Below are 25687 nucleotides of genomic sequence, written 5' to 3' on the forward strand. Positions count from 1 at the left end.
TTGGGGTTACCGGGGGGATCAGGGGATGCCGCGCAGCACGGCTGCGCCGACGGCGGCCTCGGTGTGCCCGACAAGCTCCTTCAGGGGCGCCGGCAGCGCGGGGATGAGAACGTTGAGCCGGTGGTGGGCGCGGGGGCCGGCGCTCCACAGCACCTCGCGGGTGAGCCCGGCGGCCACGACCAGGCCGAGCAGCAGCGCGTCCGGCACGCTCGGCGGGTCGGGGCGGTCCAGCAGTGCCCGCAGCCGGGTGGCCGGCCAGGCCACCGCGTTGAGGTCGATCGGGAGATAGCTGACCGAGGTACGGAGCAGCCGCCGGCTCTCCTGGCGGCGCAGCACACCGGCCCGGGCGAGCCGCTCGCCCACCGAGGTCGTCGCGCTCTGCGCCAGAAAGCTGAGCCACACGTTGACCGCCCGGTGCTGGGACTCGCCGATCAACTGGTCGAGCACCGTGTGCGCCAGCGCGTCGGCGGGTGGGCGTCTGTCGATGACGGTGACCTGTCCACCCGAGACGGTGATGTGCCCGTAGAGGGTCAGCTCACCGAGGAGCCCGGCGGCCAGGCCGAGACCTGTCGCGGCCGGGTGGAGCTTGGCCTTGCCGCGGGTGTCGTTGTGGGCGATGAGGAAGAACTCGTCGGCGATGAGCAAACGGTCCTCCCGCTCGGGTGTGTCCACTGTGTTCGCGACCCGGAAAAGGATGCACCGACAGCTACTGCAACGCAACTCCCAGATTTGATAGTTGCACTCCGTGCTGGCGCGACCTGCGGATCTTGCCGTGACAGACTCGGACGGTGACCGCCGCTTCCACCATCCGGCCCGCCGCCAGCCCCACCGTGCGCCGTCGACGCATCGCTCGCGAGCTCCGCCAGCTCCGGGAACGGGCGGGCATGACCCTCGACGTGGCCGCCCGCCAGCTCGACATGTCCAAGAGCAACCTGTCCCGGATCGAGACCGCGCAGATCGGCATCAAACCCCGGGACGTCCGGGCGGCGCTCGCCCTCTACCAGGTCACCGGCGCGGACGCCGAGGCGCTGATCGAGATCGCCCGGGGCGCACAGCAGCGCGGCTGGTGGCAGAACTACAGCGACGTGCTGCCGGAGTGGTTCGAGTTCTACGTCGGACTGGAGGCCGAGGCGGCGGCGCTGCGCACGTACGAGGCCGAGTCGGTGCCCGGACTGCTGCAGACCGAGGCGTACGCCCGGGCGATCTTCCGCCGCACCGCGGGCGAGGACGGCCTGGAGCGCAAGGTCGCGGCCCGGCTGCGCCGCCAGGAGGTGCTGCGCCGCGACGAGCCCGTGCAGTTGTCGGTGGTGCTCAACGAGGCAGTGCTGTTGCGCCCGGTCGGCGGCCCCGCCGTGATGACCGAGCAACTGGTCCACATGAGCCACATCGCCCAGTTACCCAACGTGACAATTCAGGTACTGCCGTTCGCGGCCGGCGAGCACCCGGCGATGACCACCCCGTACGTGATCCTCAATTTCGCCGACGCCGCCGACGCGTCCGTGGTTTACCTGGATAACCTCACGATGGGCCTGGCTCTGGAGGATGCCGATCATGTGCTCGGGTATAGCCTTCTGCACGAGGAGCTGTGCCGGATGGCACTCGATCCGGGGGCGTCGCTGACCCACCTCAAGGAGGCTTCTCGTAACTTTGCGTGACCGCGTCTGCGGCACGCCGACGCAGACGAGAGGTACCACGGATGACGGCGCTCGACCTGACCCGGGCCGACTGGCGCACCAGCACGCGCAGCAGTGGCAACGGCAACTGCGTGGAGGTCGCGACAGTCGACGGTCGGATCGCCATCCGGGACAGCAAGGATCGCTCCGGACCGGCGCTCGCGTTCGGCCCGGCCGCCTGGCGTTCGTTCCTGCACGGTCTCGCCGAGGTCCGGCGCGGCTGAGTTCCCCGGGCCGGTGCGAGACTGGGCCGTGCTCTCCGACGTAACCCTGGACCTGCCGGTCCGTCCGGCGTTGCCGGCGCTGCTGACCGCGCTCGACGCGGCCGGCGCCGCGGTCCTGGTCGCCCCGCCGGGCACCGGCAAGACCACTCTCGCGCCGTTGGCGGTGGCCGACCGGGTCGACGGCCGGGTGGTGATCGCCCAACCCCGCCGGGTGGCCGCGCGCGCCGCGGCCCGGCGGATGGCCGAGCTGCTCGGCGAGCGCGTCGGCGAGCGGGTCGGCTACGCCGTGCGCGGCGAGCGGCGGGTCGGCCCTGCCACCCGGATCGAGGTGGTCACCACCGGCCTGCTGGTCCGCCGACTGCACCACGACCCGGAGCTGCCCGGCACCGGCGCGGTGCTGCTCGACGAGTGCCACGAACGGCAGCTCGACGCCGACCTCGCGCTGGCGTTCGCGGTGGAGGCCCGGGCCACCCTCCGACCGGACCTGTGGCTGCTCGCGATGTCCGCCACGCCGGACACCGACAGGTTCGCCGCGCTGCTCGGCGGGACCGCCGCCGCCCCGGTGGTCCGGGCCGAGTCGGCGCTGCACCCGGTACGGCGGATCTGGGCGCCGCCGGCCCGGCCGGTCCCGCCGCCGGGGGCCGGGCCGGTGGACCGCGCCCTGCTCGACCACGTGGCCGCGACCGTCCGGCGGGCGCTGCGCGAGCACGACGGCGACGTCCTCGTCTTCCTGCCCGGGGCCGGTGAGATCGCCGCGGTCGCCGGACGGCTCGGCGACCTGCGGGACACCGTCGACCTGCTCCCGTTGCACGGCCGCCAGCGCGGCGCCGAGCAGGACGCGGCCCTGCGGCCCGGCGTCGCGGACGGCCGGCGTCGCGTGGTGCTGTCCACCGCGCTGGCCGAGACGAGCCTCACCGTGCCCGGCGTGCGGGTGGTGGTGGACGCCGGACTGTCCCGGGTGCCCCGCATCGACCTGGCCCGGGGACTGGGCGCGCTGATCACCGTGCCGGTCTCCCGGGCCGCCGCCACCCAACGGGCCGGCCGGGCCGGCCGGGAGGCCCCCGGGTACGTCTACCGCTGCTGGTCCGAGGCGACCCACGAGCGGCTGCCCGCCCGAGCAGAGCCGGAGATCGCCACCGCCGACCTGACCGGGTTCGCGCTGGAGCTGGCCGCCTGGGGACGCCCGGACGGCGTCGGGTTGGCGCTGCCCGATCCACCGCCGGCCGCGGCGATGGCGGTGGCCCGGGACACCCTCGAAACACTGGGCGCGGTCGACGGGACGGGCCGGATCACCGGGCGGGGTCGGCTGATCGCCTCCGCCGGGGCGCACCCGCGGCTGGCCCGGGCGCTGCTCGACGGCGCCGGTCGGGTCGGCGCGGACCGCGCCGCCGAGGTGGTGGCCCTGCTCGCCGAGGAGAGCGCGGCCGGCCCGGGCGACGACCTGGTGGCCGGCTGGCGTCGGCTGCGCGCCGGGACCGACGCGGGCGCCACGGCCCGCTGGCGCACCGAGGTACGCCGGCTGCGCGCCGCGCTGCCCGCCGACCCGACCGGCCGCACGGCCGGCGGACGGGCCGGCTCCACGCCCGGAGCGGCCGCCGACCCCGCCGTCAGGAAGGCCACCGCCGACCCCGCCGTCAGGAAGGCCACCGCCGACCCCGCCGTCAGGAAGGCCGACGCTGACTCCGCCGGCAGTGGGTCCGGTGGGCGAGCCGGCTCGGGTGGGCTCACCGACGATCTCGCCGCCGGGCTGCTTGTCGGTCTCGCGTACCCGGAACGGCTGGCCCGGGTGCGGCGGCCGGGCGGGTCCGCGTACCTCATGACGGGTGGGACCGCCGCCGAGCTGGCGGCCGGGTCGGGGCTGGCCGGCTCCGACTGGCTCGCGGTGGCCGTCGCGGACCGCCGCCCCGGCGCGCCGTCGGCGCGGATCCGCCGCGCCACGCCGCTGGACGAGGCGACCGCCCGGGAGGCGGCGGGTCCGCTGCTGTCCACGCGCCGCGAGGTGGGCTGGTCCGACGGGGACGTGGTGGCCCGGGAGGTGACCCGGCTGGGCGCGATCGAGCTGGTGGCGCGGCGGTTGGACCGCCCGGACCGGGCGGAGGTGGCGGCGGCTCTGCTGACCGGCCTGCGCCAGGAGGGGCTGGGGCTGCTGCCGTGGACGCCTGCGGCACGGGGGCTGCGCGAGCGGATGGCGTTCTGCCGCCACCACCTCGACGCCGAGTGGCCCGACGTCGGCGACGAGGCGCTGCTCGCGGCCGCGCCGACCTGGTTGGGGCCGGAGTTGGCCGCCGCCCGGCGACGCGCCGACCTGAGCCGGATGGACGTGACCTCGGCGCTGCGCCGGCTGCTGCCGTGGGCCCAGGCCGCGCGCCTCGACGAGCTGGCGCCGGAACGCCTCGAGGTGCCAAGCGGTTCGCGGATCCGGGTGGACTACGCCGACCCGGCGGCGCCGGTGCTGGCGGTCAAGCTCCAGGAGACGTTCGGCTGGCCGGCGGCCCCGCGCATCGGCGGCGGCCGGGTGCCGGTACTGCTGCACCTGCTCTCCCCCGCGGGCCGGCCGGTGGCGGTCACCGCGGATCTGGCGTCGTTCTGGCGTACCGGCTATCCGCAGGTCCGCGCGGAGCTGCGCGGTCGCTATCCCCGGCATCCGTGGCCGGAGGACCCGGGCACGGCGACGCCCACCCGGCGGGCAGCGCCGCGCCGACGGTGAGGGTCGGCTACTCCTCGACGACGTCGGCCACGACCACCGTGACGTTGTCCGGACCGCCGGCGTGCAGCGCCAGGTCGATCAGCTTGCCGGCACAGGCGGACCGGTCCGGGTAGGTGGTCAGCACCTCGGCCAGGGTGTCCGGGCGGACGACGTTGGAGAGGCCGTCGCTGCACAGCAGCCACCGGTCGCCGGCCCGGGGCACCATCGTCGCGTACGACGGGGAGACGTCCTCGCCCTGCAGCGCCTGGGTGACGACGGCCCGGCGCGGGTGGCTGCTGGCCTGGTCGGCGGTGATCACGCCCTGGTCGACGAGCATCTGGACGAAGGTGTCGTCGCGGGTGACCTGCTTGAGCACACCCTCGCGGAACAGGTAGGCCCGCGAGTCGCCGACGTGGGCGAGCGCCAGGCAGCTGCCGGTACGCGCGAAGAGCAGGGCGGTGAGCGTGGTGCCCATGCCCTGGCGCTCGGGGTCGTCGGCGACCGCCTGCCGGATGCGGGCGGTGGCCAGCGCGATGCCGTCCTGGAGGGCCGCCACCAGGGCGTCCTCGGGTGTCTCCACGTCCAGCGGGGCGACCGCGTCGATGGTGAGCGAGCTGGCCAGGTCACCGGCGGCCATTCCGCCCATGCCGTCGGCGACGGCGACGAGCCAGGTGCCTGCGTGCAGGGCGTCCTGGTTTCCGCTGCGGATCAGCCCACGGTCGCTCGTTCCCACCGAACGCAGCTTCAGGGTCATGGGAGGCAGCCTGCCAGGCGAAGGGCGCAGTTGTCTCTAGGAGATCAGGACGACGGCGCGTGGCGCGGCGAATCTCACGTCGCCCTGCCGGCGCGACGGGGTGCGCCCGCCGGACCGACCGCCCTCGTCGCGCGCCAGAACCCATCCAGTCGGATCAATTGACAGGGCGATCCCCCACTGGAAACATCGAGCCGATACCTGGGAGCGCTCCCAGGTATCGCAGCACCACGGCATCGCCACATCACCGTTCCTCTTCCCGTCCCGGAAGGACTCCCCGTGACGCCATCCCGACGCCGCCTACTCCTGGCCGCGGCGACCACCCTGGCCCTCATCGGCGCGGGCGCCGGCGCGGCCCACGCCGACCCTCCACCGGACGCCCCCGAGCAGATCGACAACGGCGACTTCAGCGCCGGCGTGAGCCCCTGGTTCTCCTTCGGCACCGGCGCGCTCGCGGTCACCGACGGCCGCCTCTGCACCACGGTCCCCGGCGGGCTGGCCAACCCCTGGGATGCCGGCATCGGCCAGGACGGGGTGCCACTGATCGCCGGCGCCGAATACACCCTCGGCTTCGACGTCTCCGCCACCCCCGGCGCGGCGGTCAAGGCCGTGCTGCAGCTCGGCAGCGCCCCGTACACCACGTACGCGGCCGTGGACGCCACCGCCACCGGCACCGCCCAGCGGGTCGAGCAGACCTTCACCGTCCCGGACGACAACCCGAACGCCCAACTGATCTTCCAGGTCGGCGGCAGCGCCGCGACGCAGACCATCTGCCTGGACGACGTCTCGCTGCGCGGCGGCGAGCCGCCCGCGCCGTACGAGCCGGACACCGGGCCACGGGTGCGCGTCAACCAGGTCGGCTACCTGCCCGGCGGCCCGAAGAACGCCACAGTGGTCACCGAGGCCACCGAGCCGCTGCCCTGGCAACTGCGCTCGGCCGCCGGCGCCGTCCTGGCCAGCGGCACCACCACCACGCGCGGCGTGGACGCCGCCTCCGCCCAGAACGTGCAGACAGTCGACTTCTCCAGCTACCGCACGCCGGGCAGCGGACTGACCCTGACCGTCGACGGCGAGACCAGCCACCCGTTCGACATCTCCGGCACCCTCTACGACCGGCTGCGCGCCGACTCGATGCAGTTCTTCTACGCCCAGCGCAGCGGCATCGCCATCGACGGTGACCTGATCGGCGACGAGTACGCCCGCCCCGCCGGCCACCTGGACGTGGCGCCCAACAAGGGCGACACCAACGTGCCCTGCCAGCCGGGTGTCTGCGACTACTCCCTCGACGTGCGCGGCGGCTGGTACGACGCAGGCGACCACGGCAAGTACGTGGTCAACGGCGGCATCGCCACCTACCAGCTGCTCAACACCTTCGAGCGGACCAAGACGGCGGCCACCGCGGCCGGCGGCGCGGGGCTGGCCGACAGCACGCTGCGGGTACCCGAGCGCGGCAACGGCACCCCGGACATCCTCGACGAGGCCCGCTGGGAGCTGGAGTTCCTCCTGCGCATGCAGGTGCCGGCCGGCAAGCCCCTCGCCGGCATGGTCCACCACAAGATCCACGACCAGAACTGGACCGGCCTGCCGCTCGCCCCGCAGGACGACCCGCAGCCGCGTGAGCTGCACCCGCCGTCGACCGCGGCCACCCTCAACCTGGCCGCCACCGCCGCCCAGTGCGCGCGGCTGTTCGCCCCCTACGACGCGGCGTTCGCCCGCCGCTGCGCCACAGCCGCGAAGACGGCCTATGCCGCCGCCAAGGCCCACCCCGCGGTGTACGCCAGCCCGACCGACGGCACCGGCGGCGGCGCGTACGACGACGGCACCGTCACCGACGAGTTCTACTGGGCGGCGGTCGAGCTGTACCTCAGCACCGGGGAGCAGACCTACCTGACCGACCTGAGCGCCTCGCCGCACCACACCGGCGACGTGTTCGACCCCCGTGGCTTCGGCTGGCAGAGCGTCGCGGCACTCGGCCGTCTCGACCTGGCCACCGTGCCGAACGGGCTGCCGGCCGCCGAACTGACCCGGGTCCGCGCCTCGGTCACCGGCGCCGCGGACGCCTACCTCGCCGAGCTGCGCCGGCAGGCGTACGGGCTGCCGATGCCCGGTGACGCCAACAGCTACTTCTGGGGCGGCAACAGCAGCATCATCAACAACGCCATCGTCCTGGCCACCGCCTTCGACCTGACCCGCGACGCCCGCTACCGCGACGGCGCCGTCCAGGCGATGGACTACATCCTCGGCCGCAACGCCCTGAACATCTCCTACGTCACCGGCTGGGGCGAACACAACGCGCAGAACCAGCACAGCCGGATCTTCGGTCACCAGCTCAACCCGGACCTGCCCCGCCCGCCCGCCGGCTCCCTCGCCGGTGGCGCGAACGCGGCCCTGCAGGATCCGTTCGTGGCGCAGTTGCTCGCCGGCTGCGCGCCGCAGTTCTGCTACGTCGACGACATCAACTCGTACTCGACAAACGAGGTCGCGATCAACTGGAACTCGGCGTTGGCCTGGATCTCCTCGTTCCTGGCCGACCAGGGCGAGGCCGGCGCGGTGCCGGCCACCACCTGCTCGGTGAGCTACGCCAACTACGGCGCCTGGCAGGGTGGCACCGGCTTCACGGCGCAGTTGACCGTGCGCAACACCGGCACGACCGCCGTCAACGGCTGGTCCGTGCGGTTCGCGTTCACTGGCGACCAGCGCGTCCGGGAGGCCTGGCTGGCGAAGGTCACCCAGGCCGGCGCGACGGTGACGGCGAAGAACGAGTCGTACAACGCCAAGATCGCCCCCGGCGGCACTGTGACGTTCGGCTTCAACGCGACGACCGGCGGCGGCGCCAACCCGCAGCCGGGTCTTGTCACCGTCAACGGAAACGCCTGCTCGCTGTCCTGAGCACGCACGGCTGGTGGCCGCCCTCCCCCGGGCGGCCACCAGCTCGGCTGGACCCGCGTACCTACCATCACCAACATGGACGGACGAGCGTGGATCCTGGCCGGAACGGTGACGGTCCTCCTGCTGGCCGCCCTTTCGGTCGTCGCACGGCGACGCCGTCGCCGTGCCCGGGCCGACGGGCCCGCGGAGACGATGCGCCGAGCCCGCCAGGCGATCCGGGCGAGCGGGCACGACCAGCGCCGCCAGCGCCGTGGCAGCTTGCGCGGCAAGGGCTACGGCGGAGACGACAACCAGGCCTCCAGCAGTGGCGTCGCCAGCGACTCCGGCGGGATGCCCTGACGCGCGATCCCAGCGCCGACGACACGGAAGGCGGCCCGGACCCCTACCGGGCTTCGGGCCGTCTCAGCGCGCGCCAGGATCGACGTTTCGCGCCTGGTGCGAGCGCGGGACACCTGAAGGCACTTCCGGTTCCGCACTGCCGTACCGCCTGCGGATCATGAACCAGCTCTTCCACTGAGCTGTCCGGCCACGGGCCTGTTTCATAAGGGCGGTCGAGCCGAGGCGGAGTCCGGACGGCGATCCGGCAAGGCGCGGTCGTCCGGATACCGGTGTTGCAGGCGGACGAAACCGCAACGCCGCCGGTCGTCGTCCGCGCCCGCCGCAGGCCGGCCAGTTCTTATGGAACAGGCCCTGATCGGAGATCGATGACCGGATCTACCTGTCTTCGGAGGTGGAGCTTTGCCCATGGACGACGGACCCGTGACGCCAGCGCTCGTGATCTGGACCGCGCAAAGGGTGATCAACCAGCATCACCTGCCGCCGAGCCGCTGCATGCAGTGCCAGGACGACGGGTGCGAGATGTTGACGTGGGCGCGGAACGTGCTCCAGGCGTACCCCAGTTGATCGAGCGGCTTCTGACGTGGGCGCACACCTGAGTGAAGCAGTGCCAGGTGACCGCATTCCGGCCAGCCGAATGAGGAAGCCTCCCCGCGCACGCCTCCGACGTTGTCGTACACCTGTTCTATCGTCGGTCCATGTTCGAGGGGCTGGCGCAGGCGGAGGCGGCGGTCGCCTCGTGCGTCGACGCGCCCGCCTGGGCTCTCACCGAGCCCGACCTCGTCGCGGCCATCGAGGCCGCCCACCGGCTTGAGCAGCGTCTGGCGGCCGTGCAGTTGACCCTGGTGCGTGAGCTGGACGGTCGGGGAACGGCCCAGGCGCAGGGCGCGTCCTCAACAGCCGTCTGGCTGCGTGACCGGCTACGGCTCACAGTCCCCGCCGCCCGCCGCCTGGTCGACCTGGCCGGCGCGCTGGACACCGGAGCACCGGGGGTGCGGGCCGCTCTGGCCAACGGGGACATCAGTGTGGAGCAGGCTCGGGTCATCGACGACACGGTTCGCACCGTGCACGCCGCCGCCGGCGCCGAGCCCGCCGACAAGGCGGTCGGCGTGCTGGTCGAGTGGGCCGGGCAGTTCGAGCCGACCCTGCTGCGCAAGCTGGGCACACGCATCCTCGACCACGTCGCCCCGGAGGTCGCCGAGGCCGCTGCCCGGGCGGCGCTGGAGGCCGAGGCCCGCCGATCCGCCCGGGATCGCCATGTCACCCTGTCCGAGCTGTCGGATGGCCGCCTGCGGTTGACCGGCAGCCTCGACGCCGAAGCCGCAGGCCTGCTACGCGCCGCGATCGACCCGTTGACCGCACCATCGGGCCCGGACGACACGCGCAGCCCGGGGCAACGTCGCCACGACGCGCTCGCCGACCTCTGCCGTCTCACCCTGCGCACCGGCGAGTTGCCGGAGCACGGCGGGGAGCACGCCCAACTCGTCGTCACCACCAGCTTCGACGCGCTGACCCGGCACCTCGACGTGGGAACCCTGGACACCGGCCTCCGGCTCACCCCGGAAACGGTCCGCCGTCTCGCCTGCGACGCGGCGATCCTGCCCGCCGTCCTCGGCAGCGCCGGTCAGACACTCGACGTGGGCCGGCTACGCCGCCTGGTCAGCGGGCCGCTCCGACGCGCCCTGGTCCTACGGGATCGCGGCTGCGCGTTTCCGGGCTGCGACCGCCCGCCCCGCTGGTGCGACGCCCACCACATCCGGCACTGGGCCGACGGCGGTGACACCAGCCTGGCCAACTCGGTGCTGCTCTGCGGCCACCACCACCGGCACGTCCACCGCGGCGAGTGGGCCGTCCGCCTCGGCCCCGACGGCCACCCCGACTTCGTTCCGCCGGCGTGGCTCGACTCCGCCCAGGTCCCCCGCCGCAACCTCTACCACCGGCGGACGTGACCACAACCCCATCCCAGGTGTACGACATCGCCGGACGTGCCGAACGCCGCTGCTCACGCGACGGTGTCGCTGGCCGTCCCGCCGCACCCTTGTGGACTTTCGCCCACTCGTACCGCAGCCGACACCGGCGACAGTCGCCCAGGGTAAGGCGGGAACGCCAGAAATGCCCCCGCACTCGGCGTCCGTCGGCGTCCCTCGGCGGGTCGGCGGTCGGCGTCCCCTCGGCGGGGCGGGGGTGTCGGTCGGCGGGTCGGCGCTCGGCGTCCCTCGGCGGGTCGGCGGTCGGCGGCGCCGCCGCCGGCCACTGCGATGGCATGCCCCGACCGCCATGCCGTCGCGGCGGGCCAGTGTGTGACCGGGCTCGCGTCGTTCGGGACGGCCAACGCCGCCCGGCCTTCCCTAATGTCGGCACCATGACGGTCAACGGAGACACGTTCGAACGGCCTGCCCAGAGCGACCGGGCCACCAATGGCGACCGGGCCACCGCCGACGCCCGAGCAACAGCCGGCCGAGCCGCCCTGAACGACCATGCCTCCGGCGATAATCCGGCCATCGCAAAGGACCGGGCCACCGCCGAACGGGCCACCGCGAACGGCTGGGCCTCCCATGACGGCTGGGCCTCCGACGACGACTGGGCAATCCAAAGCGGGCAGGCCGCCGAGACAGGCCCATTCGTCTACGTCTCCTCGGGCGCGATCGCCGTGCGCTGATGTGGGGCGTGTCGCCGCTGCCGGCGTCCGGACGGCTACGCACCCTCTCCCTCGCCACGCTGGCGAACACCGTCGGCTCGGGACTGTGGCTGACCGGCGCGGCCCTCTACCTCACCCGGGACGTGGGGCTCTCCGCCGCGCAGGTGGGCGCCGGGCTCAGCGTCGCCGGGCTGGTCGGTCTGAGCGCCAGCGTGCCGCTCGGCAGCCTCGCCGACCGGCGCGACCCACGTACGCTGCGGGCCGTTCTGCAGGTGCTCCAGGCGGTGGTCGCGGCCATGTACCTGATCGTCGGCTCGTTCCCGGTGTTCCTGGCCGTCGCGGTGCTCGAACTCCTGCTGGCCTCCGGCAACCTCGCGGTCCGCGCCGCGCTGGTCGCCGCAGTCGCCGGCCCGCAGGGGCGGGTGCACGCCTTCGCCACGCTACGGGCGGTGGCCAACCTGGGCATCGCGGTCGGGTCGGGTCTGGCGGGGTTCGCGCTGGCAGCCGACTCGCACCTGGCGTACCAGATCCTGGTGGCCGGCAACGCGGTCACCTATCTCGTGTCGGCGGCGCTGCTGCTACGGCTGCCGGCGTTCCCCCCAACCACGCAGCCCATGGCCGCGCCACCCTCAGCCGCGCAGGCCCCGACCGCGCAAGCCACGACCGCGCAGCTCACGACCGCGCCGGCCCCGACGGCCGCTGCCCGTCGTGGGCGGCCTCTGCGTGACTGTCGTTTCCTCGCGGTGAGCGGCGCGTCGGCGGTACTCGCCCTCCACCAGACGGTACTGACGCTTGTGGTGCCCCTCTGGGCGGTGACGCAGGTCGGAGCGCCCCCACCCGTCGTGTCGGCGGTACTGCTGACCAACACGATGCTCACCGTGCTGCTGGCGGTGCGGCTGAGCCGGGGCGCGGACACCGCGGCCCCGGCGGCTCGGACGATGCGCAGGGCCGGGGTGGTGCTGGCCGCCGCGATGCTGCTGTACGCGGCCACCGCCAGCCTGCCCACCACGGCGGCTGTCGCACTGCTGCTGGTCGCCACCGGCGTCTACACCGTCGGCGACCTGTGGCACGGCGCGGGCGGAGCGGGACTCGCCTACGACCTCGCTCCGCCGGACGCGGTGGGCGCCTACCAGGGTGCGGACGGCATGATCGCCGGTCTGGCCCGCGCCGCCGGCCCGGCACTGTTGACACTTGTCGTCCTCGACGGCGGGGTGCCCGGCTGGCTGGCCGTCGGCGGGATCTTCGCCGTGGTGGGCCTGGCCAGCCCCGCGCTCACCCGGTGGGCACTGGCCGACCGCCCCGCGACGCCAAGCCTGAGCGGCCCGTGAGCGGAAGCCAGCCGCCCCTCGTCGCTCAACCGAATCGGCCGGTGAGCGAAGGCCAGCCGCCCCGCAATCCGGGCCTGACCGCCCGCAAACCTCCGCCACCCGGCGAGACCGGGCCGGACTGGCCATGAGCAGTGCTCAGCTGCCCGGCTGCGCCGGTCCTGATGACCAGCCGGTGGACGGTGGCCGGCCGCTCCTGCGATGGGCAGGACCGGCCGGCCAGCGCCATCCGGGACCGTCAGCCGATCTCCTCGTCGACGAAGCACCAGCGCCAGTCCTCGCCCGGCTGGGCCGAGCGGATCACCGGGTGGCTGGTGGCCGCGAAGTGCTTGCTCGCGTGTTGGTGGGGCGACGAGTCGCAGCAGCCCACCTGCCCGCAGCTCAGACAGGTGCGCAGGTGCACCCAGTAGGTGTTGCCGATGGCCACGCAGTCGGCGCACTCGTCGGGGGTGCGCGGCTCGGCGGTGCCCGCCTCGGCCAGGTGCTGACAGCTCACTGCTCGACCTCCTGCCGCAGCAACGACTCTTCCAGGTCCAGGTCACGATAGGCCCGCACCAGCACCTCCTCAGGAATGCGACCGGAGTCCCGGGCGGCCCGGAACACGTCCCGCTCGGCGTCGATCATCTGTTGTCGGAGCCGACCGTACGCCTGCGACGGGGTTTCCCGCTCGTTCCCGCCGAGCCGTTCCCACGCCATGTTGGTGCGGTCCTCCACCACCCGGCGCAGCCGGTCCACCACCGGCGCGGGTGCGCCCTCGGCCAACTCCTCCAGCCGGTCCCGCGCCGCCCTGCTGGCCTGCTGCTGCACCCCGGCGGCCGACAGCGCGTCCTGCACCGGGTCGTCCTGGGGCAGCTTCAGGCGGCGGGCCACCAACGGCAGCGTCGCGCCCTGGCCGACCAGGGTGACAACGATCACCGCGAAGGCCAACCAGATGAACAGGGCCCGGGGGTACGGCTCGTCGTCGGCCAGGGTCAGCGGCAGGGCCAGGGCGGCGGCGAGCGTCACCACGCCCCGCATCCCGGCCCACCCGATGATGACCGGGAACTTCGGCGACGGGGCCGGGTCGCGGCGGCGGATCCGGGGAACCAGCCGAGCCAGGTAGGTGGCCGGGAAGAGCCAGACGAAACGGGTCAGGAAGACGGTGGCGAGCACCGCGACGGTGATGACGACGAGCGAGCCGGCCGGCTCGTCGAGGTCGCGCACCACCTCCCGCAGTTGCAACCCGACCAGCAGGAACACCAGCCCTTCCAGCAGGAACCGGACCAGTCGCCAGAACGCGCCGACCTGCAACCGGGAGGCCGCCGAGAGCAGTTGGGACAGCTTGTGGCCGAGCGCCAGCCCGGTGACCACCACCGCGACCACGCCGGAGGAGTGCACCGCCTCGGCGGCGAACACCACAGCGAACGGGATGATCAACGACAGGGCGTTGTCCAGCAGCGGGTCGGTGATCCGTCGGTGCAGGAAGCCGAAGACCACCGCGCCGAGCGCGCCGATCAGGATGCCGCCGCCGGTGGCCCGCAGCACCTGGAGGCTGACGTCCGTGGCGCCGACCGCCGAGCCGGCGGTGGCCATGGTGGCGACCCGCAGCAGCACCAGCGCGGTGGCGTCGTTGACCAGGCTCTCCCCCTCCAGGATGGTGACCACCCGGCGGGGCAGTCCGACCCGACGCGCGACAGCCGTGGCGGCCACCGCGTCCGGTGGCGCGACCACCGCGCCGAGGGCCAGGCAGATCGCGAACGGCACCTGCGGCAGCAGCAGGTGCAGCACGAACCCGACCACGAACGCGGTGAACAGCACCAGGCCGACCGCGAGCAACAGGATGGGACGAATGTTGTTCTTGAACGCCGGCACCGACGTCTCCAGCGCGGCGACGTAGAGCAGCGGCGGCAGGATGCCGACAAGGACCAACTCCGGGTCGAGCTCGACGTGCGGGACGCCGGGCACGAAGGAGAGCGCCAGGCCGAGCACGACAAGCACGATCGGCGCGAGCAGGCCGAGCCGGCGGGCGAGCGCGGCGCCGAGGGTGGCGATCGCCAGGAAGACGACGACCGGAAACAGGCTTTCCATGGGGTACGAGCCTAGGGGTGCGACAGACCGGGTCCTGATCAGCCGGTCGGTCGCAGCTTCGGCAGCACCTCGGCGCCGAACGCGTCGATGAACCCGCGCTGCTCCTGCCCCACGTGGTGCAGGGCGATCTGGTCGAAGCCGAGCGCCGCGTACTCCTCCAGCCAGCCGACGTGCCGGCCCAGGTCTGCCGAGATGTTCACCACCTGGGAGATCCGCTCGGACGGCACGTCGGCCGAGACCACGTCGAAGTGCTCGACGGTTTCCAGGTCCCAGCAGACCGGAGGGGCGAAGACGTTGCTGCGCCACTGGTCGTACGCGAGCGCCTCGGCCTGCGCCTGCTCCGGCGCCCAGGAGACGTGCACCTGCAGGTGCAGAGGCCCGCGCCCACCGGCGTCCCGGTACGCGTCGATCATCTCGCGCAGGTGCGCCACCGGGGCGTTCACGGTGATCAGCCCATCGGCCCACTCGGCGCACCAGCGGGCGGTGGCGACGCTGACGGCGGCCCCGACCAGCGCGGGCGGCTCCTCGGGGCGGGTCCACAGCCGGGCCCGGTCCACCCGGACCAGGCCGTCGTGGCTGACCTCCTCCCCGGCCAGCAGCGCCCGGATCACGTCCACGCACTCGCGCAGCCGGGCGGCCCGAACGTCCTTGCGCGGCCACACGTCGCCGGTGATGTGCTCGTTGCTGGCCTCGCCGGTGCCCAGCGCCGCCCAGAACCGGCCCGGGTACATCGCGCCGAGGGTGCCGATCGCCTGCGCGATGATCGCCGGGTGGTAACGCTGGCCGGGGGCGTTGACCACGCCGAACGACATGCCGGTGGCCTGTAACGCGGCGCCCAGCCAGGACCAGGCGAAGCCGGACTCACCCTGCCGGGCGCTCCACGGGGAGAAGTGGTCGGAGCACATGGCGGCGTCGAAGCCGGCCCGCTCGGCGTGCATCACCGCCTCCAGCAGCGCACGGGGAGGGATCTGCTCGTGGGAGGCGTGGAATCCGAACGACGTCATGGGCGCACTTCCTACCCATGACGTCGTCCGCTGATGCGTACCGCTTCGGAAGCTACTCGGCGTGCGCGCCGGCGCCGGCGGAGGCCGCGCCCTCACCCACCCAGACCGTCTTGGTGTTGCAGAACTCCCGCATGCCCAGTTCGGACAGTTCCCGGCCGTAGCCGGAGTTCTTCACGCCGCCGAACGGCAGTTCCGGGTAGGAGGTGGTCATCCCGTTGACGAAGACGTTGCCGGCGTCCAGGTCGGTGGCGAAGCGCTCCTGCTCGGCCGTGTCCCGGGTCCAGGCGTTCGAGCCGAGCCCGAAGCTGGTGCCGTTGGCAACCTCGATCGCCTCCTCGTACGAGGACACCCGGTACAGGCCGGCGACCGGACCGAAGACCTCCTCGGACCACATCCGCATCTCGGGCGTCAGGTCGGTGACCACCGTCGGTGGGTAGAACCACCCGTCGCCGCTCGGCAGCTCGCCGCCGCAGAGCACTGTCGCGCCCCTGTCCGCCGCGTCGCGCACCTGGGCGTGCACCTCGTCGCGACCCCGTTCGCTGGCCAACGGGCCCACGTCGGTGTCCGGGTCCATGGGGTCGCCGACGCGCAGCGCGGCCATGTTCGCGGCGAACTTCTCGGCGAACGCGTCGAAGACGTCGGTGTGCACGATGAACCGCTTCGCGGCGATGCAGGACTGGCCGTTGTTCTGGCAGCGGGCGGTGGTGGCCACCTCGGCGGCCCGGTCCACGTCGGCCGAGGGCATCACCACGAACGGGTCGCTGCCGCCCAGCTCCAGCACCGTCTTCTTCAACTCCCGGCCGGCGATCTGGGCGATGGAACGCCCGGCCGCCTCACTGCCGGTGAGGGTGGCGGCGCGTACCCGGGGGTCGGCGAGGATCCGCTCGACGGCGTCGGAGCCGACCAGCAGTGTGGTGAACGCCCCCTCGGGGAAGCCGGCGCGACGGAACACGTCCTCCAGCAGCAGCGCGGTCTGCGGCACGTTCGAGGCGTGCTTGAGCAGGCCGGTGTTGCCGGCCATCAGCGCCGGGGCGGCGAAGCGCATCACCTGCCAGAGCGGGAAGTTCCACGGCATCACCGCGAGCACCACGCCGATGGGCTGGTAGCGGATGAAGGCGCGGGTCGCCTTGACGGCGGCGGCGTCGGCCGGCTGGTCGGCGAGGAACCCCGGCGCCCGCTCGGCGTAGAAGCGGGCCGCCGCGGCGCACTTGGTCACCTCGGCCTGCGCCGCGACGTACGTCTTGCCCATCTCCGTGGTCATGATCCGGGCGATCTCGTCGCGCTCGGCGTCCAGCAGGTCGGCGGCGGCGTTCATCCACCGGGCGCGCTCGTCGACGGTCGTTCCCCGCAACTGTCGGTACGCGAGGTCGGCGCGCTCGATGGCGGCGTCGAGCTGCTCGGTGGACATCGCCTCATAGGTCTTGAGTACCTGTCCGGTAACGGGGTTGGTGGTGGCGATGTGGGGCATCTCGTCCTCCTGTCACTCGAACAGCGAGTGTCGTACGCCTGGCTCCTCGCGGCGGCGAGCGGCGCGGCGGCGCTGGATCACGACCAGATCGACCACGGCGACCACCGCGAGGATCGCGCAGAGCACGCCGAGCCAGGCGAGCCCGGCCCAGAACGCCAGCACCGCGAACACCACCATGATCACCAACCCGAAACTGGCGAGGGTGAGCCGAAGGTTCAGCGCGCTGTACGCGTGGCCGACCGTGCCACGGGCGCGCCGGGGCTGCGATCTCGTCATACCTCCTGATCTACCCGCGATCGGCGTCGTTAACCGGTAGCCATCGCTCGCGCGGGCGGCGGTTATAGCACTCCGGTGGCACCTTTGACGGCACTCGGCCGCATACCCGACAGCAACTTCCCGCCGCACCACATCCAGCGCATAGAGTTACCGCGCTGTCGCTCTGTGCTGCGAGACGGGGGATGCCATGCCTCGACGGTGGGTCGCCGCCCTGGCCTGTCTCGCCGCGCTTGTCGCGTTGGCCTGCGAGGGCGGCACGTCGGCCTCCCCCCGCCCCACGAAGAGCTCGCCGTCGTCCGGTGGGCCCGGCGGCATCGCCGCCCTCGGCGACTCGATCAGCACCGGCTTCGCCTCCTGCCTCGTGCTCACCTCCTGCGAGCGCAACTCCTGGTCGACAGGGGACGGCCTGCGGGTGCAGAGCCACTACCGCCGGCTGCTGGAGCAGAATTCCGCGATCCGCGGTCGGACGTACAACCACGCCAAGCCCGGCGCCCGCGCCGACGCGCTCGAAGGCCAGGCCCAGGCAGCGGTACGCGACCGCGCCGACTACGTCACCGTGCTGATCGGCGCCAACGACATCTGCCGGGGCGGCGTGGACGCGATGACCCCGGTAACCCAGTTCCGGGCCGACGTCGACAGGGGTCTACGGGTGCTGCGCAGCGGCCGACCGAAGGCTCGGGTGCTGGTGGTGAGCATCCCCGACCTCTACCGGCTGTGGGAGGTCGGGCACGGCGACTCGCGCGCGGCACGCGCCTGGCGGCGAGGCATCTGCCCGGCCCTGTTGGCCAACGCGACGTCGATGGCCCCCGCCGACAAGGCGCGCCGGGCCGCCGTCCGGGACCGCATCGACGCGTACAACGCGCAGTTGGTGGCGGCCTGCCGGGCGTACGGCTCACGGTGCCGGCACGACGGCGGCGCCGCGCACAAGGTCCGGTTCACCCTGGACCTGCTCAACCCGCTGGACTGGTTCCACCCCAACGCCACGGGTCAGGGCCGGCTGGCCGAGGTGACCTGGCGCTCCTCGGGCCTGGCCGACTGAACCGCCCCTCTCGGGGGCCGGTTCACGGGCGGCGGGGCTCCGGGACGCCGGCGCCGCGCTGGCGGTAGAGCGCCCGGGAGCGCTCGGCGAGATCCTTCGTGGCGGACGAGTTGGCCCAGGTGCCCAGCACGATCGCCGCACCCGGCACGATCTTGGCGACGAGTCGCTTGGCCGCCCGCACGCCGGCCATCTGGGCCAGCCGCACGCCGAGCTGCAACATGACCCGGCCGAGCGGACGCTGGCCACCCAGGCCGAAGAGCGCGTCGGCGCGTTCCCGCCCGGCGGCCACCCCGAGCGCCAGCCGGGCGCTCTCGGCGACCTTGTGCACCCGCTGGAGCACGAGCAGGTCGGTGGCCCGGTCGCTGTGCAGCGGGTCGACGTCGTACGCGGCGGCGATGTGCAACACCATGCGCGCCTGGGTCCAGGCCAGCACGCCGACGTCGAGGACCGCACCGGGCAGCCCGGCGGCGCCGGAGACCGCTCCGGACAGCCGAGCGAGGTTGACGAACTTGCGGGCCGCCTGGTCGGCCAGGACGTCGGACGAGACACCGGGGTGTTCGCTGCGGGCCCGGTCGGCCCACTGGGCGGCCTCCGGCCCGAGCCGGCGCACCGCCTCCAGGGCGAGGTGCTCCGGGGCGTACTGCGGATCGTCGCGCATCCGGTCCCAGAGTCGGGCCGGCGGCCCCTCGGGCGCGGCCGTCGGCGCGACCGGCAGGTCGGCCGACGGCTCGGGCGTGGGGGCGGCGGGTTGACCGCCGACGGGCGGGGTGTCGGTCACCGGGTCTCCCCAGGGGTGGGTACGGGTAGGACGGCCGGTGGCGCGGTCAGCGACGGCGGTTGGACAGCCGTGCCGCCAACCCCTTGAGCTTCTGCTGGTTGTCGGGCTTGGCCAGCTCGCGCCGACCCCGGTCCACCAACTGCTGACCCTTCGGCGATCTCAGGAACGTGCTGATCCGCTGCATCAAAGACATAACGTCCTCCTGTCGGTGGTCCCTCAGTCATGTGTACCCCGAACCCGCAACGGATGTACCCGGGACGCGACAGGCTCAACCCTTACCGTCCACAGTGGTCGGAAGGCTACCGCCCGGCCGGCACGATGGCGTCGACGACCCGGGTGGCCCGCCACTCGTGCTGCTGGTAGTGCTCCGGGTACGCGGAGACCTGCACCGCCTGCGCGGCGTCGGTGAGCCGCATCTGCTGCCAGCCGGGCACCTGCTCCAGCGCGGTGAGGAACTGCCGGGTGGCGAACTCGGGGTCCATCAGCCGGCCGACCGGGCCCCAGCCGCTGCTGGAGCGCTGCTGGAACAGCCCGACCGAGTCGTGGTCCCAGCCGACGCCCTGGTGCGGGTAGTCCTGCGACTCCGGCAGGACGCCGCTGGCGACGTTGTAGAGGTTGCTCTCCTGCATCGCGGTCGCCACCGCGATGACCAGACCACGGCGCGGGACACCCATCTTGCGTCCGGCGCGGACGATCGCCTCGGCGTTCTCCATCTGGTCGTCGTCGAGTCCGGCAACCGGCGCCGGGTCGGTCGGCCGCGCCGGGACGACCTTGCGGGCACGCGCCGTGGTGTCCGGGTCGGCTGAGGTCGCGGAGGCGGACGGGCTGGCGGAGGGCGTGGCGGCGCGGTCGAGCGAGCGGGACGCGCGCTGCTGCTCGGCCCGCTGCGCCAGCTCGGCGCTGCTGTCGACAGGCGTCGCCGCGCCAGCGGTCTCACCGTGCACCTGTGCGACGGCGGCCAGACCGAGGCAGCACACCACGCCGGTGGCGAGGGCCACCTGGGCCCGGCGTCGACGGGTCAGGTCGCGGGCGTACGCCCGAAGCCGACTCGCGGCGGTTGTCCGTTCGGCTGACGTGCCTTCCTCCGTTCCGGTAGTGGGGCTGCTCGGGGCGTACGGGTCGTCGAGGGTGCCGTCGTCACGCATCAGCCGAGGCTAGGCAGACGGAAACCCCGATCACGCACAGTGATCACGTGGTCCTCACCACAGAATCGGGGTCCTCGGGTGGACGAGCGGGACGGCTCGACCCGCCCGGGGAACGGACCTCGCGTACCGGAGAAAACCGGCGCGGCACGTGGGCCGGCACGGACGGCGACAGGGGCGGACATCGGGCCGCGCGGACCGACATGATCGACAAACTCGGCCTTTGGGCCGAACCGCCCATCGACCGAACGGCGTAATCGGGTGGTTCGTCCGATCACGCCCACCCGTTGGTCGACGGATCGCCCGACGCAGGAATGCACCAGGATGGCGGGTACGTTTCCCGAATCGGGTGGCGTCCATCGCGTCGCCATCCGAACAGGCACATTCCAGGGAGGTCCGCACCGGTGCTCGACCCACACGAGCTCTATCAGCTCACCGACGATCTGCCCGACCTCGGGCAACCGGTCCTGGTCCAGGCCCTGACCGGGTTCGTGGACGCCGGCAACGCCAGCCGGCTGGCCCGCGAGCAGTTGCTCACCTCGCTCGAGGGCCGGCCGATCGCCACCTTCGACGTGGACCAGCTCTTCGACTACCGCTCCCGGCGACCGGTCATGACCTTCGTCGAGGACCACTGGGAGAGCTTCGACGCCCCCAAGCTGGAGCTGCACCTCCTGCACGACGACGACGAGACACCCTTCCTGCTGCTCACCGGCCCCGAGCCGGACCTGCAGTGGGAGCGGTTCACCGCCGCCGTGGCGGGGCTCGCCGCCCGCCTGGACGTCCGGCTCACCGTCGGGCTCAACTCGATCCCGATGGCGGTGCCCCACACCCGGCCGACAGGCGTCACCGCCCACGCCACCCGTCCGGAGCTGATCAGCGGGTACGAGCCCTGGCTGCAACGGGTCCAGGTGCCCGGCAGCGTCGGTCACCTGCTGGAGTTCCGCCTCGGCGAGCAGGGCCGCGACGCGCTCGGGTTCGCCGCGCACGTGCCGCACTACGTGGCGCAGACCGAGTACCCGGCCGCCGCCGAGGTGCTGCTGAGCGCGGTGTCCCGCAGCACGGGGCTGCTGCTGCCCGGCGACGGCCTGCGCTCGGCAGCCGAGGTGGTCCGGGTGGAGATCGACAGGCAGGTCGCCCAGACCGAGGACGCCGCCGCCCTGGTCCAGGCCCTGGAGGAGCAGTACGACGCGTTCGCCAGGGGCCGCGGCGAGCGGAACCTGCTCGCCCCCGACGCCGGTCCGCTGCCCACCGCCGACGAGCTCGGCGCGGAGCTGGAACGGTTCCTGGCCGAACAGACCCGTCCCGGCGACACCCCGGGCAGCTGACCCGGCGACAGGGGCGCGGATGCGGCAGGGTGGAGGCATGCGCCTGGCTACCTGGAACGTGAACTCGGTGAAGGCCCGGCTGCCCCGGCTGTTGGAGTGGCTGGCCGGCACCGGGCCCGACGTCGTCTGCCTGCAGGAGACGAAGTGCCCGGACGGCGCCTTCCCGGTGGCCGAGGTGGGCGAGCTGGGCTACTCCGTTGCCAGCCACAGCGACGGCCGCTGGAACGGGGTGGCGGTCCTGTCACGGGTCGGCCTGGACGACGTCCGCGTCGGGTTCGCGGGTGAGCCGGGCTTCCCCGCGCCGGAGGCCCGCGCGATCTCCGCCACCTGCGCCGGGCTGCGGGTCTGGTCGGTGTACGTGCCCAACGGCCGGACGCCTGACGACCCGCACTACGCGTACAAGCTGGCCTGGTTCGCGGCGCTGCGCGACGCGCTGGAAGCCGAGCTGGCCGGCGGCCTGCCGCTGGCCGTCTGCGGCGACTTCAACGTCGCCCCGACCGACGCGGACGTCTGGGACCCGGCTGTCTTCACCCACTCCACGCACGTCACCCCGGCGGAACGGGCAGCCCTGGCCGCGCTGCGCGACCTCGGGCTCGCCGACGTGGTGCCCACCCCGATGAAGGGGCCACACCCGTTCACCTACTGGGACTACCGGGCCGGGATGTTCCACCAGAACAAGGGCATGCGGATCGACCTGGTGTACGCCTCCGCGCCGTTCACCCGGGCGGTCCGCTCGGCGTACGTGGACCGGGAGGCCCGCAAGGGCAAGGGCCCCTCCGATCACGCCCCGATCGTCATCGACGCGGACCTCGTCCCGACGGTCGAGGGGTTCTGAGCCGGCCGTCGCTGCGTTCTGAGCCGGCCGTCGCTGGCTAGGGTGGACAGATGGCAGTCGTGAAGATCAACGCAATCGACGTTCCGCCGGACGCCGGCGCCGAGCTGGAGAAGCGGTTCGCTGCGCGGGCCGGCGCGGTGGAGAACTCCCCCGGCTTCCTCGGCTTCGAACTGCTCCGGCCGGTGGCCGGCGAGACCCGCTACTTCGTCTACACGAGGTGGGAGAGCGAGGAGGCGTACCAGGCCTGGGCCTCCGGCCCGTCGCGCGAGGCCCACGCCGCCGCCCCCGGCGACAAGCCCCGCCCGCCGGTCTCCACCGGAGCGAGCCTGCTGGAGTTCGAGGTGGCGCTCCAGGTGCCCCAGCCCTAGCGGGCCCCGCGGCGCCGCCAGCCCGCGAGGCGTCCGACCCACTCCGTTGCACGGAAACCGGGGTGTCCGAGGCTGTGGGACACCCCGGCTCCAAGGATCTCGTGTCGATCAAGCGATCGCGGCACTCCAGACACCTGGACCGAACCCCGGCGAGTGCCAGATCACGCTGATAGCGTCGTCCTGTGCCGACGCGTAGCGGCTGTCTGGCCATCCATCACCGGTGTCGTGCCCCGGCAAGAGGTTGACACCGGCAATCCATCCAGTCGCGGGGGATCTCGACCGTGTTCGACGGGTTCGAGGAATTCGACATCACCACGTCCGGCACGACTATCCACGGTCGCCGGGGCGGCAGCGGGCCGCCCGTACTGCTCCTGCACGGCATTCCCGAGACACACCTCATGTGGCACCGGGTGGCGCCCCGGCTCGCCGAGCACTTCACAGTCGTCGCCACCGACCTGCGGGGTTGGGGTGACAGCGGCACACCGCCGAGCACCGCCGACCACGAGCCGTACGGCATGCGCGCCATCGCCCGCGACCAGGTCGAGGTGATGCGCAGCCTGGGTCACGACCGGTTCCACCTGGTCGGCCACGACCGTGGCGCCCGCTGCGCGTACCGTCTCGCGCTCGACGCGCCGGACGTCGTGACCCGGCTGGCCGTCATGGACGTCGTGCCCATCGGGGACGTCTACGACCGCGCCGACCAGGCGTTCAGCCTCTCCTACTGGGTCTGGTCCTTCCTGGCGGCGCCCGCGCCGGTGCCCGAGCGGTTCATCGCCGCCGCGCCCGAGGTGCTCGTCGACTTCATGCTCGACACCTGGCCGACGGTGCAGGACGCGTTCCCGGCCGAGGTCCGGGCGGCGTACGTCACGCAGTTCCGCGATCCGGCCACCGTCCACGCGATCTGCGAGGAGTTCCGCGCGGCGGCGACGCTTGACTACCAGCAGGACGAGGCGGACCGTGGCAGCCGGAAGATCGCCTGCCCGCTGCTGTTCCTCTGGAGCCAGGAGGGTCAGGTCGCGAAGCTCTACGACGACCCGATCGCGATCTGGCGGCAGTGGGCCGACGACGTCCGTGGCGCGCCCGTCCCGGTCGGGCACTTCATTCCGGAAGAGGCCCCCGACGAGACCACCCACCACCTGCTGGACTTTCTGCGCTGACGGCGGCCCGCACTGGTTGATCCACTCGGGTTCGGCGGAACCGGGGTGTCCGGCGCAGTCTGATGCCGCGACTTCACTGATCCCGAGTCGATCAACCACCGGCGGGCGAGCGGACTCGGCTCAGGGTTTGCGCGACGACCGGAGGGTGGCGAAGGCGATCACGTTGTCGGCGTAGCCGGTGCGGCCGCCGATGAACTGGCCGCCGCAGGTGATCAGGCGCAGCCCGGCGGGGCCGTCGTGGCCGTAGATCCGCTCGGCGGGCAGCCGGTCCTTCGGAAAGTGCTCGACGGTGTCGACAGTGAAGACCACCGTCGACCGGTCCGCCCGAGCCACCTCGATCAGGTCCCCGGGCTTGAGTTTGCCCAGGTCGTAGAAGACCGACGGGCCACTCTTGGTGTCCACGTGCCCGACGATGACCGCCGGGCCGGGCTCGCCGGGTGTGGGCCCGCGGTCGTACCAGCCGGTCTCGTTGTGCCGTTCCAGCGGCGGTACGGCGATCGAGCCGTCCCGCGCCTGCCCGACGGGCGCCACCGGCGCCTCCACTTTGATCGCCGGGACGGTGAGCCGCACCGGGCGACTGGCCGACAGCCCGACCGTCTCGCTGCGGGCCGGGCGGTCACCGCCGGCCGGGGCCCAGTCGAACGGGCCGACCGAGCGGCCCAGCCCCGCCCCGGTAGCGAAGACCCCCAGCAGCACCAGCACCACGGCCAGCGGCACGGACCAGGGGCTACGGCCGGATGGACGGCTGCGCCGAGGAGCGACGGCGGTCGCCGGACGGGCCGCCACCGACGGTCGGTCGGCCCCCGATGGTCCGTCGTTGTCGGCCGGGCGGGCGTCGTCAACCGGGCGGGCGTCGTCCGGCGACCACCGGCCGTGTGGCGGGCGGGCACCCGTGGGCGGGCGGGAGCCGGCGGGCGGTGGAGTGGGGCGGAAGATCTCCATGGCGGGCTCAGCGGCGCGTGACGCCATGGACGGCACGTGGCCGACGCAGGGCCATCACGGCGAGGATCAGCCCGGTGATGGTCAGTGCCGCACCGCCGGGCAGCAGCAACTTGCCCGTCGTCCCCCCGGCACCGCCACCGAAGCCGGTGGCCGGGCCTCGGCTGGGCTGGGCCGGCACCTTCTTGACCACCTGGAGCATCGTCGACGCGGTCTCGCCGTCGCGGCACTCCAACTTGACCCGGTAGTTGCCGGGGCGGGTGCGCTCGCGCACCATCGGCGCGGCCGTGAGCACGCCCCGCTGCGGTTGCACGCCGACGGCGCCGAAGGCGTCGGAGACGACTGTGGCGCCCACCGAGTTGTCCCGACAGCTGGCCCGGATGCCGACCAGGTAGCCGGGCTGCACGGTGCTGGGGCTCACCTCGACGAAGACGTCAAGCGCGGGAGCGGGCTGGGGTGCGGTGCCGCCGGGCTGGGTCTCGGGCTGACCTCCGGGCACCGGCGCGACGAGCACGAGCGGGCGGGCGACGGGCGCGAGAACAGCAGGTGCGGCGTGTGCGGGGGTGGCGGCCAGCAGGGGGCCGGCGAGCACTGTCACCACCGACAGGGTCACGCCGCCGCGGGTCACTGCCACGATGCCCCCTCTCGACGCCGTAGGACCGCGCCGGGCAGCGGACCGCCCGGCCTGCCGTACCAGATCGATCCTCTCATTCCCGGTCGCACATCACATCCGATCCGCCGACGACGTCGCGTACGCTCGGGTCGCT

At 73.2% G+C, this 25687-nt stretch carries 25 protein-coding genes and 2 pseudogenes; 15 read left to right on the forward strand and 12 right to left on the reverse strand.

What is annotated here, in order from left to right; translation table 11 throughout:
* Positions 1-18: 18 nt before the first annotated feature.
* Positions 19-645: a GPP34 family phosphoprotein gene (locus ACGFIE_RS20205; protein WP_358150176.1), complete on the reverse strand. Its 627-nt coding sequence runs from the start codon at positions 643-645 to the stop codon at positions 19-21.
* Between the two features lie 185 nt (positions 646-830).
* Here ACGFIE_RS20205 and ACGFIE_RS20210 point away from each other — a divergent pair, with 185 nt between their 5' ends.
* The 4 genes and pseudogenes from ACGFIE_RS20210 to ACGFIE_RS20225 all read left to right on the forward strand — a co-directional run.
* Positions 831-1655 carry a helix-turn-helix domain-containing protein gene (locus ACGFIE_RS20210; RefSeq protein ID WP_393296988.1) on the forward strand — a complete coding sequence of 275 codons (825 nt, stop codon included), beginning with the start codon at positions 831-833 and terminating at the stop codon, positions 1653-1655.
* Between the two features lie 41 nt (positions 1656-1696).
* Positions 1697-1897, forward strand: coding sequence for a DUF397 domain-containing protein (locus ACGFIE_RS20215; protein ID WP_393296641.1), 201 nt, complete (start codon positions 1697-1699; stop codon positions 1895-1897).
* Positions 1898-1925: 28 nt separating this feature from the next.
* Positions 1926-3470 (forward strand): annotated as a pseudogene (locus tag ACGFIE_RS20220) (helicase-related protein); the annotation flags it as partial.
* A 147-nt stretch (positions 3471-3617) separates the two neighbouring features.
* A pseudogene (locus ACGFIE_RS20225) lies at positions 3618-4604 on the forward strand (ATP-dependent helicase C-terminal domain-containing protein); the annotation flags it as partial.
* 7 nt (positions 4605-4611) lie between these two features.
* On the opposite strand, the gene ACGFIE_RS20230 reads toward ACGFIE_RS20225, so the two are convergent.
* Positions 4612-5337, reverse strand: coding sequence for a PP2C family serine/threonine-protein phosphatase (locus ACGFIE_RS20230; RefSeq protein ID WP_007458011.1), 726 nt, complete (start codon positions 5335-5337; stop codon positions 4612-4614).
* Positions 5338-5613: 276 nt separating this feature from the next.
* Between ACGFIE_RS20230 and ACGFIE_RS20235 the strand changes: the two genes are divergently transcribed.
* The 6 genes from ACGFIE_RS20235 (at position 5614) to ACGFIE_RS20260 (ending at position 12525) form a co-directional block, all read left to right on the forward strand.
* Positions 5614-8223, forward strand: a complete 2610-nt coding sequence (locus ACGFIE_RS20235) for a glycoside hydrolase family 9 protein (RefSeq protein ID WP_393296643.1) — start codon at positions 5614-5616, stop codon at positions 8221-8223.
* A 75-nt stretch (positions 8224-8298) separates the two neighbouring features.
* Positions 8299-8562: a hypothetical protein gene (locus ACGFIE_RS20240; RefSeq protein WP_393296645.1), complete on the forward strand. Its 264-nt coding sequence runs from the start codon at positions 8299-8301 to the stop codon at positions 8560-8562.
* A gap of 405 nt (positions 8563-8967) precedes the next feature.
* Positions 8968-9126 (forward strand): hypothetical protein, encoded by a 159-nt coding sequence (locus ACGFIE_RS20245; RefSeq protein WP_393296647.1) that lies wholly within the window; start codon positions 8968-8970, stop codon positions 9124-9126.
* A gap of 131 nt (positions 9127-9257) precedes the next feature.
* A complete protein-coding gene (locus ACGFIE_RS20250) occupies positions 9258-10508 on the forward strand; it encodes a DUF222 domain-containing protein (RefSeq protein WP_393296649.1) in 1251 nt (416 codons plus the stop codon).
* Between the two features lie 413 nt (positions 10509-10921).
* Entirely contained in the window at positions 10922-11218 is a 297-nt protein-coding gene (locus tag ACGFIE_RS20255; protein WP_393296651.1) for a hypothetical protein, read from the forward strand.
* A complete protein-coding gene (locus tag ACGFIE_RS20260; RefSeq protein ID WP_393296653.1) occupies positions 11218-12525 on the forward strand; it encodes an MFS transporter in 1308 nt (435 codons plus the stop codon). The genes ACGFIE_RS20255 and ACGFIE_RS20260 overlap by 1 nt, the downstream gene beginning before the upstream one ends.
* Positions 12526-12760: 235 nt before the next feature.
* Here ACGFIE_RS20260 and ACGFIE_RS20265 read toward each other — a convergent pair whose 3' ends face one another.
* The 5 genes from ACGFIE_RS20265 to ACGFIE_RS20285 are packed head-to-tail and all read right to left on the reverse strand — an operon-like array spanning position 12761 to position 17337.
* Positions 12761-13018 (reverse strand): UBP-type zinc finger domain-containing protein, encoded by a 258-nt coding sequence (locus tag ACGFIE_RS20265; RefSeq protein WP_393296655.1) that lies wholly within the window; start codon positions 13016-13018, stop codon positions 12761-12763.
* Positions 13015-14589 carry a Na+/H+ antiporter gene (locus tag ACGFIE_RS20270; RefSeq protein WP_393296657.1) on the reverse strand — a complete coding sequence of 525 codons (1575 nt, stop codon included), beginning with the start codon at positions 14587-14589 and terminating at the stop codon, positions 13015-13017. The genes ACGFIE_RS20265 and ACGFIE_RS20270 overlap by 4 nt, the downstream gene beginning before the upstream one ends.
* A gap of 38 nt (positions 14590-14627) precedes the next feature.
* Entirely contained in the window at positions 14628-15593 is a 966-nt protein-coding gene (locus tag ACGFIE_RS20275) for a TIGR03885 family FMN-dependent LLM class oxidoreductase (RefSeq protein WP_393296659.1), read from the reverse strand.
* Positions 15594-15645: 52 nt separating this feature from the next.
* Complete coding sequence (locus ACGFIE_RS20280) at positions 15646-17061, reverse strand: NADP-dependent succinic semialdehyde dehydrogenase (protein WP_393296661.1); 1416 nt, start codon at positions 17059-17061, stop codon at positions 15646-15648.
* A gap of 12 nt (positions 17062-17073) precedes the next feature.
* Complete coding sequence (locus ACGFIE_RS20285) at positions 17074-17337, reverse strand: DUF6343 family protein (protein WP_363687555.1); 264 nt, start codon at positions 17335-17337, stop codon at positions 17074-17076.
* Between the two features lie 187 nt (positions 17338-17524).
* Here ACGFIE_RS20285 and ACGFIE_RS20290 point away from each other — a divergent pair, with 187 nt between their 5' ends.
* Complete coding sequence (locus ACGFIE_RS20290) at positions 17525-18376, forward strand: GDSL-type esterase/lipase family protein (RefSeq protein WP_363687557.1); 852 nt, start codon at positions 17525-17527, stop codon at positions 18374-18376.
* Positions 18377-18398: 22 nt separating this feature from the next.
* On the opposite strand, the gene ACGFIE_RS20295 is transcribed toward ACGFIE_RS20290, so the two are convergent.
* The 3 genes from ACGFIE_RS20295 to ACGFIE_RS20305 form a co-directional block, all read right to left on the reverse strand.
* Positions 18399-19154 carry an EcsC family protein gene (locus ACGFIE_RS20295; RefSeq protein WP_393296664.1) on the reverse strand — a complete coding sequence of 252 codons (756 nt, stop codon included), beginning with the start codon at positions 19152-19154 and terminating at the stop codon, positions 18399-18401.
* Positions 19155-19200: 46 nt separating this feature from the next.
* Positions 19201-19347, reverse strand: coding sequence for a hypothetical protein (locus tag ACGFIE_RS20300; RefSeq protein WP_007457988.1), 147 nt, complete (start codon positions 19345-19347; stop codon positions 19201-19203).
* 106 nt (positions 19348-19453) lie between these two features.
* Positions 19454-20299, reverse strand: a complete 846-nt coding sequence (locus ACGFIE_RS20305; protein WP_393296666.1) for a peptidase M23 — start codon at positions 20297-20299, stop codon at positions 19454-19456.
* Between the two features lie 401 nt (positions 20300-20700).
* On the opposite strand from ACGFIE_RS20305, the gene ACGFIE_RS20310 reads away from it, so the two are divergent.
* The 4 genes from ACGFIE_RS20310 (at position 20701) to ACGFIE_RS20325 (ending at position 23981) form a co-directional block, all read left to right on the forward strand.
* Positions 20701-21621 (forward strand): PAC2 family protein, encoded by a 921-nt coding sequence (locus ACGFIE_RS20310; RefSeq protein WP_358104605.1) that lies wholly within the window; start codon positions 20701-20703, stop codon positions 21619-21621.
* 37 nt (positions 21622-21658) lie between these two features.
* Entirely contained in the window at positions 21659-22456 is a 798-nt protein-coding gene (locus tag ACGFIE_RS20315) for an exodeoxyribonuclease III (RefSeq protein WP_393296668.1), read from the forward strand.
* Between the two features lie 50 nt (positions 22457-22506).
* The gene (locus ACGFIE_RS20320; protein WP_393296670.1) at positions 22507-22824 is read left to right on the forward strand and encodes an antibiotic biosynthesis monooxygenase family protein; all 318 of its coding nucleotides are present in this window, start codon (positions 22507-22509) and stop codon (positions 22822-22824) included.
* A 281-nt stretch (positions 22825-23105) separates the two neighbouring features.
* Entirely contained in the window at positions 23106-23981 is an 876-nt protein-coding gene (locus ACGFIE_RS20325; RefSeq protein WP_393296672.1) for an alpha/beta fold hydrolase, read from the forward strand.
* Positions 23982-24101: 120 nt separating this feature from the next.
* On the opposite strand, the gene ACGFIE_RS20330 is transcribed toward ACGFIE_RS20325, so the two are convergent.
* A complete protein-coding gene (locus ACGFIE_RS20330) occupies positions 24102-24767 on the reverse strand; it encodes a class F sortase (protein ID WP_393296990.1) in 666 nt (221 codons plus the stop codon).
* 163 nt (positions 24768-24930) lie between these two features.
* On the reverse strand, positions 24931-25557 hold the full coding sequence (locus ACGFIE_RS20335; protein ID WP_393296992.1) for a hypothetical protein: 627 nt from the start codon (positions 25555-25557) through the stop codon (positions 24931-24933).
* Between the last annotated feature and the right edge of the window lie 130 nt (positions 25558-25687).

Source organism: Micromonospora sp. NPDC049275 (assembly GCF_043197115.1).
Lineage (GTDB): Bacteria > Actinomycetota > Actinomycetes > Mycobacteriales > Micromonosporaceae > Micromonospora.